General features: G+C 70.5%; 6 protein-coding genes and 1 pseudogene. All 7 read left to right on the forward strand.

Annotated elements, in window-relative coordinates:
- Positions 1-1,060: peptidase associated/transthyretin-like domain-containing protein (locus tag D7W81_RS36680; RefSeq protein WP_497747188.1), on the forward strand; the 1,060-nt coding region annotated here is incomplete at its 5' end.
- An 89-nt stretch (positions 1,061-1,149) separates the two neighbouring features.
- Positions 1,150-2,142, forward strand: a complete 993-nt coding sequence (gene glyQ, locus D7W81_RS36685) for a glycine--tRNA ligase subunit alpha (protein WP_120560027.1) — start codon at positions 1,150-1,152, stop codon at positions 2,140-2,142.
- Positions 2,132-4,243 (forward strand): glycine--tRNA ligase subunit beta, encoded by a 2,112-nt coding sequence (glyS, locus tag D7W81_RS36690; RefSeq protein WP_120560028.1) that lies wholly within the window; start codon positions 2,132-2,134, stop codon positions 4,241-4,243. Before glyQ ends, glyS begins: the two co-directional genes overlap by 11 nt.
- Before the next feature lie 167 nt (positions 4,244-4,410).
- Complete coding sequence (locus tag D7W81_RS36695) at positions 4,411-5,940, forward strand: hypothetical protein (protein ID WP_120560029.1); 1,530 nt, start codon at positions 4,411-4,413, stop codon at positions 5,938-5,940.
- Positions 5,941-5,942: 2 nt separating this feature from the next.
- Entirely contained in the window at positions 5,943-8,096 is a 2,154-nt protein-coding gene (locus D7W81_RS36700; RefSeq protein WP_120560030.1) for a hypothetical protein, read from the forward strand.
- Between the two features lie 64 nt (positions 8,097-8,160).
- A complete protein-coding gene (locus D7W81_RS36705; RefSeq protein ID WP_120560031.1) occupies positions 8,161-9,015 on the forward strand; it encodes an FHA domain-containing protein in 855 nt (284 codons plus the stop codon).
- Between the two features lie 112 nt (positions 9,016-9,127).
- Positions 9,128-9,274: pseudogene (locus tag D7W81_RS43865) on the forward strand (prepilin peptidase); the annotation flags it as partial.

A 9,274-nucleotide genomic window follows, 5' to 3' on the forward strand; every position in this document is an offset into this window, starting at 1 on the left:
AGCCCGCGCCTCGCGCGTCAACACGCCGACGGTGACGCCACGGGCACAGCGGCCCCTGGCCTCCGACGCGCCGCCTGTTCCCCGGGTGGTCCGTCCTCCTGCCTCCGCCGTGCGGCCTTCGCGGCCGCGTCCCGAAGCCGCCGAAGCCCGCGCCGCGCCGCAGGACGAAGGGCTGATGGATCCGCCCAGCGAGCTGCAGACACAGCGCTTCCGGGCCCGCCCGGTGCGGGGCTCCGCGAGGCCCTCACGGCAGGCGGAGGAGGACGTCGCCGAGGCGCCCCCTGAGCCCAGGCCCGCCCGTGAGGGCTCCGGCTGGGGCATGCGGTTGTTCCTGCTCCTCCTCCTGGGCGGCGTGGGCTACCTGTTGACGCTGGAGCCCGTGCGCCGCCTGTTCATGCCCGCGGTCGACTCCGCGAAGCAGTGGGTGAAGGCGGAGATGGATCCGGCCCCGCCCGTGGATCCCGCCGCGAACGGGCAGTGGCCGCCGAAGCCCTCCGGTCCCCCGCCAGGCTTCGCGCAGAAGACGGCCCCCGAGCCCGAGAAGGCGCCGGTGGAGGAGCCGCCGCCCACGCCCGAACCCGTGGTGGGAACGACGCCTGCCGACACGCAGAAGACGCCCGCGGGCAAGGGGGGCCGCAAGACGAAGCCGGCCCCCACCGCTCCGGCCGCCACGACGGACAAGCCCGCGCTGGCGAAGGCGGAGCCGCGCCCCGCGAAGCCCGAGCCCTCGGAGCGTCCCCCGGAGCCCGTCACCACCGTCACGCAGACGGAGAACCCGGAGGTGCTCGACACCTCCACCCCGCAGGGCGCGGCGAAGGCGGGCCTGGGCTGGCTGACCATCTACACGGTGCCGAAGAACGCGGCGGTGTTCGACGGCGCCACGCAGCTGGGCACGTCCCCGCTGACGAGGTTCCCTCTGCCCATCGGGACCTATCGTCTTCGCGTGGTGGACCCGCAGGACCCGGGCGGAACGAGCAAGCTGTTGTCCGCTCCCATCCGTCCGGGCGAGGTGACGAAGCTGCAGATTCGACTGGCCGACCTCCCGGCCTACTCGGACTGATGGCCGTCCTTGACGCTCCTGGACCCCCTCACTAGGGTCCGCCGCGTTCTGCCTCCGCCTTCGACGCACTGCGAGAAGGACTCGCCATCATGTATTTCCAGGACCTCATCCTCACGCTCCAGAAGCACTGGGCCGACCAGGGATGCATCGTCACCCAGTCGTACGACACGGAAGTCGGCGCGGGCACGATGGCCCCGTACACGTTCCTCCGCGCGCTCGGTCCCGAGCCCTGGAATGTCGCGTACGTGCAGCCCTCGCGGCGACCCTCTGACGGCCGCTTCGGTGAGAACCCGAACCGCCTGTTCCAGCACCATCAGTTCCAGGTCATCCTCAAGCCCGCGCCCAAGAACGTCCAGGAGCTGTACCTGGAGTCGCTGCGGAAGGTGGGGATGGATCCGCTGGAGCACGACATCCGCTTCGTCGAGGACGACTGGGAGTCGCCCACGCTGGGCGCCTGGGGCCTGGGCTGGGAGGTGTGGTGTGACGGGATGGAGGTGACGCAGTTCACCTACTTCCAGCAGTGCGGCGGCTTCGACTGCCGCCCCGTGTCCGCGGAGCTGACGTACGGGCTCGAGCGCCTGATCATGAACCTGCAGAACGTGGAGAACGTCTACGACATCGAGTGGGTCAAGGGCGTGAAGTACCGCGAGGTCTTCCACGCGAACGAAGTGGAGATGAGCAAGTACGCCCTCCACGAGTCCGACCCGCAGATGCTCTTCACGCTGTTCGACGCGTACGAGAAGGAGTGCAAGCGGCTCATCGAGCGCCACCTTCCGATGCCCGCGTACGACTACGCGCTGAAGTGCTCGCACACGTTCAACCTGCTGGACGCGCGCGGCGCCATCTCCGTCACCGAGCGCGCCAACTTCATCAAGCGCGTGCGTGACAACGCGCGCCTGTGCGCGGAAGGGTATCTCCAGATGCGCGAGCGGCTGGGCTACCCGCTGACGAAGACGCCGTGGACCGTGGGGGAGCAGCCGCCGGTGCTGGAGGGCAAGCCCGCCAGCGACTACTGGAAGACAGTGCAGCTCAACAAGCCGGTGGAGAAGAAGGAGAAGACGGAGGTGGCCCGTGGCGCGTGATCTTCTGCTGGAGGTCGGTGCCGAGGAGATCCCGGCGTCGTTCATCGTCCCCGCGCTGGAGGACCTGAAGCGCGTGCTCGCCGAGCGCATGGCCGACGCCCGCCTGAAGCACGGCGAGGTGCGCACGTTCGGCACGCCGCGCCGGCTGGCCGTCCTGGTTCGCGACGTCGCGGACACGGGCGAGGACATCACGAAGGAGGTGCTGGGGCCCAGCGCCAAGGCCGCCTTCGACGCGCAGGGCAAGCCCACCAAGGCGGCGGAGAAGTTCGCCGAAAGCCTCAAGCTGTCCGTGGACGCGCTCGGGCGCACCACCACGGCCAAGGGCGAGTACGTCTCCGCGCGCGTGGAGGAGAAGGGCCGTCCCGCGGAGGCCATCCTCCAGGACGCGATGCACGCGGCGGTGCACGGCATCAGCTTCAAGAAGTCCATGCGCTGGGGTGACGTGGACACGGCCTTCGCGCGCCCGGTGCAGTGGCTGGTGGCGCTGCTGGGCGACACGGAGCTGCCGGTGGTGCTGGGCGACGTGAAGGCGGGCCGCACGACCTACGGCCACCGCTTCCTCGCGCCGGGCGCCATCACGCTGAAGGCGCCCGCGGACTACGAGGCCGCCCTGGAGAAGGCGCACGTGGTGGCGGACGTCGCGAAGCGCCGCGCGGAGCTGCTGCGCAAGGTGAACGCCGCCGCGAAGGCCGCGGGCGCGCAGCTGCTGGAGGACGATGGCCTGGTGGACCAGGTGACGAACCTGGTGGAGCTGCCGAGCCCCGTGGTGGGCAGCTTCGAGGAGCGCCACCTGGACCTGCCCCCGGAAGTCCTGGTGCAGGAGATGAAGAGCCACCAGCGCTACTTCTCGCTGACGGACGCGAACGGGAAGCTGCTGCCGCGCTTCATCGCCGTGTCCAACACGCCGGTGCGCGACGAGCAGCTGTCCCTGCGCGGCTACCAGCGCGTGCTGGCGGCGCGGCTCGCGGACGGGCGCTTCTTCTTCGACGAGGACCGCCGCACGCCGCTGGCCGACCGCGTGGAGAAGCTGGGCCGCGTGGTGTGGCAGGGGCAGCTGGGCACGTACCTGGAGAAGGTGGAGCGCTTCCGCGCGCTGGCGGGCTTCCTGGCCCAGGCCACGGGCAGGGCAGGGGAGGCGGCCACGGTGGAGCGCGCCGCCACGCTGTCCAAGGCGGACCTCGTCACCGGCATGGTGGGCGAGTTCCCGGAGCTCCAGGGCGTGATGGGCCGCGAGTACGCGAAGGCGGGCGGCGAGCCCGACGCGGTGGCGCTGGCCATCTTCGAGCACTACCTGCCCCGCGGCGCCGAGGACGCGCTGCCGTCCCAGGACGCGGGCGCGCTCATCGGCCTGGCGGACCGGCTGGATTCGCTGTGCGGCATCTTCGCCATCGGCAAGGCGCCGTCGGGCGCGGCGGATCCGTTCGCGCTGCGCCGCGCGTGCCTGTCCATCATCCGCATCGTGCTGGGGCGCGGCTACCGCTTCAGCCTGTCGGCCGCGGTGGATGAGGCGCTGCGCCTGCTGGCCCCCAAGCTGGCCAACGTGAAGCGCAAGCCGGGTGAGGCGGCCCCGCGCGAACAGGTGCTGGAGTTCTTCCGCGGCCGCCTCAAGGCGCTGTGGGGCGAGCAGCACCGCACGGACGTCGTGGAGGCGGTGCTGGCCGTGGGCTTCGACGACCTCGTGGCGGCGAAGAAGCGCCTGGAGGCCCTGAGCGTGCTCGTGGGCCACTCGGACTTCCAGCCGCTGGCGGCGGCGTTCAAGCGCGTGGTCAACATCGTGGAGAAGCAGGGCAAGGACGTGGCCGGCGGGCAGACCAACCCGCAGCGCTTCACCGACGAGCCGGAGAAGAACCTCCACACCGCCTTCACCCAGGCGCGCGACAAGGTGGGCGTGCACGTGCGCGCGGACGACTTCGCCAGCGCGCTCAAGGAAATCACCGGCCTGAAGCCCGCAGTGGACACCTTCTTCGACAAGGTGATGGTCATGGCCGAGGACAAGGACCTGCGGGAGAACCGCATCCGGTTCCTCACGGAGATTGGCGCCCTGTTCAACCAGGTGGCGGACTTTTCCAAGATCCAGGCGGAAACCGCCGCGGCGGCCTGAGACCTGACGGCCGCTTGAGCGCCAGAGCGTGCCCGTTCCCCCTCCAGGGGAGCGGCGCACGCCCTTTGCGTGCGGGGTGGATGTTGGCGGGAGGGCGACCGGGAATAGCGGCAGCCCTATTCAGTTGCCCGGGGCAGGGCGCCGTTCCTACACTCCGCCCCCCTCTGATGCGCCTCCATTTCCTGACCCCCGCGCTGCTGCTCCTCGGTGCGTGTTCGCTCGAATCCGAACCGAACCCGCCTCCGTCCACCCGTTTCGTGTACCCCAGCGGGGTGGCGTTCTGGCGCCCTCCGACGGCGGGGGGACCGGCGGTGAGCAACGGCTACCTCTTCGTCGCGAACGCCAACTTCGACAACTGCTACGACTCCGGTTCGGTGGTGGCGCTGAACCTGGACACGCTGAGCACGCAGGTGGACGGGCAGGCGGTGACGGTGCCCCACCTGGGCGGCACGCTCCCGGACTCCACGCTCGCCTTCGAGGACCTGGCGTCCGCGGACGAGTCGCTCGTGCAGATCCGCAGCTTCGCGGGCGAGCTGGGCATGTGGGTGAACCCGGCCACCGGGCTGCCGCGCCTGTTCGTGCCTTCGCGCGCGGAGGGCAACAACCTGCACGCGGTGGACGTGAGCCTGGAAGCCAACGGCGCGCCGGTGCTCACCTGCGTGCAGGGCGGCGTGGACTGCCGCAACGGCGCGCTGTCGCTCACGGAGGACATCCCTGCGTCCCTCGGTACGGAAAGCGCCCCGGGGCATCCCCGCGCACCGTCACCCATCGGCGTGACGGTGGATGAGGCGAGCGGCACGCTGTACGTGACGCACTCGGAGGCGGCGGATTCGCCGGCGAAGTCCAGCAGCAACTTCGAGAACTACCTGGCCACGGTGAAGCTGGACAACCCCACGCGTGACACGCTGGGCTTCATCCCGCTGTCGCCCGAGGGCTACCTCTACGGCGGCTCGGATTCCGTGACGGTGGGCGCGGGCTACCTCTACGTGACGGGCCGCAACTTCGTGGCCGGCATCAACGGCACGGTGGCCGGCAACTTCGTGCTGCGGCTGGTGGACAAGAACGAGCCCGGCATCATCCTGGAGCCCGCGCTGCAGTCGGAGTACCGCATCCGCGAGGCGCGCGCGGCGCGCGTGGTGCCCCGGCCGGTGACGGCGGAGGAGCTGGCGGTGCGTCCGAACTTCGTGCGCGAGCGGCTGTACATGCTGGCGCGCGGCCCCGACACGCTGCTCACCCTGGACCTGGAATACGACGCGCCCCCGGGCGGTGCCTCCACCCAGCCCTTCTTCCGGGTGGTCTCCGCGGTGCCCATGCCCGACGGCGTGAGCGACATGCAGCTCATCTCGCGGACCCCGGGCACGTCCAACGCGAACACCAACATCATCGCGGTGACGAGCACCGGAGACAGCGCGGTGTCCCTCTACGACGAGGCGCTCGGGCAGGTCGTGGCGCAGGTGCCGCTCGTCAACTCCCTCAACCAGACCAGCAACCCGTCGCAGGCCTTCGGGCTGACGGTGGACAACCCGGCCGGGACGAACGCGGCACGGCTGTTCGTGACCAACTTCGGTGACGGACAGGTGACCCTCGTGGACATCCCCGACCTCGCGCGTCCCCAGGACGCCAGGGTGGTGGCGAGGCTGGGCACGCAGCAGCAGCGCGATCCGAACCAGGGCACCAGCGTGTGCCAGGAGAACTGACCTTGAAGCGCGGCTACCTTGCTGCCCTGTTGCTGAGCGGCGCGAGCTTCGCGCTCGCATGCTCCGACACCACCTCCACCGCGGGCGCCGCCGGCCTGTCCGGCACGTACGACGTGGTGCTCTCCAACCAGCTCGTCTTCGTCACCTCGCAGGACCGGGATGAGCTGCGCGTGCTGGACCTGACGCGCTCGCCGCGTGAGTTCATCCCCGCGCCCAACCCGCTGGAGCCCCTGGCCATCCCGGTCATCGCGCGGCCCGACTCGCTCACCCGCGACGTGGGCTACGACGCCACCGGCAACGACGTGTCCGGCCCGTACATCTACGCGCGCAGCTCCGGCGGCCGGGACATCTCCGTGGTGGCCTCGGACCGCGCGCGCCTCAACGAGGTGACGCGCCTGGCGACCGGCCAGCTCATCACCGCGTTCGCCGCGCACGCCCCGGCTGCGGAAGGCGCGCCGAGCGTCCTGTACTACGCCCTCCAGACGCGCCCGGAGGCCGCCGAACAGCTGTGCGGCCCCTTTGGAGGCGGCGTGGTGATGCGCCAGGAGCTGCCCGGGCCGGAGGGCTTCGACGCGGCCGCGCTGACGCCCGCGCTGCCCGTCTTCTGCCTCAAGCCGGCGGACACGGTGATGTCCATGATCACGCTGCCCGCGCGGGCCAACGTGACGGACTCGCTGGTGCTCGCCATCCGCAACGTGTCCGGCACCAGCCGGCTTGTGCGCGCCGTCGCGGACGGGGCCTCCGTGGAGATCCCCTACAAGCGTCCCCGCCCGGCGCCCTACGTGGTGCCCACGTACACGGACCTGGTGGACATCCCGGCGCGGCTCGTGGCCACGCACCCCAGCTTCAAGGTGTCTGACACGGAGACCGTGCCCGCGGGCCGCTTCGTGTACGTGGTGCTGGATGAGCTGACGTGCAACTCGTCGGACTGCGAGGGCGTCATCGCGCTCGACAACGGACCGGATCCGCTGGCGCCGTCCGCGGCGCCGGTGCTCGCACGCGACGTCACCGGCGCGCCCATGCTGACCCTGAAGCCCTCCGCGGGCCTGCCCACGGGCCTCACGCTGCGCACGGGCCTGGAGGTCCGCGAGCTCCTGTCGGACGGCGTGGCCTACCTCACGGCCATCCCGCTGCTGGGCATCGTGCCGTCGTCCGGCGGGGAGATCACCCTGTTCCGCGCCGACGAGCGCCGGGCGTTCAACCTGGACCGCGACCCGACCACGGGGCCGCTGAGCTCGACGGTGGTCTCGGAGCTGCGCGACAGCAACGAGCTCGCGCGCACGGACCAGGTCCAGGGCGGCATCACCGTGGTGGAGCCGGGCTGTCCCCAGGTGGACGCGACCAACGCCACCGCGTTCCTCTGCAACGGGACGGTGCCCAACGGCACGTGGCGCTTCGTCTTCCAGGGCGCGCTGCCCGGACTGGTCGGCCTGTCGCGCGACCTGACCGTGGAGGATCCGCCGCTGCTCATCGAAACCGCCCTGGCCACGGCGCGTGGCGTGGTGGCCGGGGACTCCATCGTGCTGGCGAACAACGCGGGCGTCTGCCCGACCACCATCCCCATCCTCCGCGTGGAGGACCAGGGCGACGGCCTCACCCGGCTCTATCCCGACCTGTCGAACGAGGAGATCGCCACCGGGGCGGCGGCCTGCGCCGCGTATCCCCTCTTCTCCGTGCGCGCGGGGCCGGCCGTGAAGCCCTACGTGCTCTTCGCGGGCGAGGAGCGCAGCGACACGTACGTGCAGCGGCTCAACGTGGGCGAGGCGTACACGGTCTCCAACTTCCTGGACTACTACTACCACCCGAACGGCTTCGACCTGGGGCTGGACCCGCCCAAGTCGCCCACCACCTACGCGCCCGCGCCGCTCACGCTCACGCTCACGCCGACGCTGGGAGATCCAGCCCGGCTGGCCGCGGGGGACCGCTTCGTGGTGACGCTGCTGCCGCGCTTCCGCCGCTTCGTCTTCCGCGTGGACACCAGCCCGCAGAGCAACCTGGCGGTCTACACCCTGCCTGCTTCCGTGGTGGCCACGGAGGTGGACGGCGCCAGCCTGGCCTTCATCGCTTACCCCTCCGCGGACGGCGTGCTCCAGGTGGCCCTGGAGTCGATCAGCGACAACGTGGACAACCTCACGTATCTCCGGGCGTTCCAGTAACTGGGCGCGCCCGGCAGGCTCTGTTATCGTCCCTTTAAGTCCAGCATTTCCCGAGCCAAGACCGATGATCGATCAGAACTCCCGTCCCGCACGCAAGGTCGGCATCGCCGAGCACCTGTGGGAGACGTACGAAGAGATGGCCCAGCAGATGGGGTCGGATCGCGACGCGCTCATCAACCAGGCGCTGTTCATGTTCGCGCGTCTCAACGGCTTCATCGACGTGAAGACGAAGGGGGAGCCCGCGGTGGCGGCGGTGCCGTCGCCCGCGCCCACGGCGCGTCCGGCCGCCGCTCCTCCTCCAGCCGCCGCCGCCAAGGGCGCACCGCCGGTGCTGGCGCCCGCGCCCGCCTCGGCACGCCCCGCGGCGCGCAACGCGCCGGAGGAGCGTCCCTCCTCCAACGGACTGGACAATGATCCGGTCCGCCGCGAGGTCGCCGAGCGCGTCCTGGAGACGGCCGCGGAGCTGGAGCGGCTCATCAAGGGCAAGAACGAGCCGCCCCCGCCCTCTGCGGACGACATGATCGAGGACGAGGAGGAGCCCCTGCCGGAGCAGGAGGACCCGCCGCTCGACGACATGCAGGACGAGGCTCCGGAGGAGGCCGACGAGGAGCCCATGGAGGAGGCGGACGAGGAGGAGGGCGCCGCGCTCTACCTCGTCCTGGAGTCCGGTGAGCAGGAGAAGATCGTCAAGGACCGCTACGTCATCGGCCGCGGCAAGCACTGCGACTTCGTCATCAACTCCGGCAAGGTGTCGCGCGAGCACGCCGTCATCGCCCGCGACGGCGGCGACTTCTACATCGAAGACCTCGGCTCCTCGAACGGGACCTGGTTCAACAAGCAGCGCATCAAGCGCCGCAAGGTCGAGGACGGGGACGAGTACTTCATCTGCAGCGAGAAGATCCGCCTCGTCATCCACTGAAATGGGGATGACGCAGGGCCCCACGGTGCGATGGCCTTGTTCAGGAATTGACGGGCTCCAGGCCTCCATTGTTTGATGGGGGTCGCCTGCTGCCCGTGGGAGCAGGTGCCGAATGACACCTGCTCAGCTCGCACTGTGGACGATTCTGGGAGTGGCCCTGGTGATTGCGGTGGTGACCGACGTGCTGCGCCGGCTCATCCCGAACGCCGTGACCTATCCGCTCATCGTGGTGGGGCTCGGGGTGCGTGGGGTGTCCGAG

Origin of the sequence: Corallococcus aberystwythensis (genome assembly GCF_003612165.1) — a bacterium.
GTDB classification, from domain to species: domain Bacteria; phylum Myxococcota; class Myxococcia; order Myxococcales; family Myxococcaceae; genus Corallococcus; species Corallococcus aberystwythensis.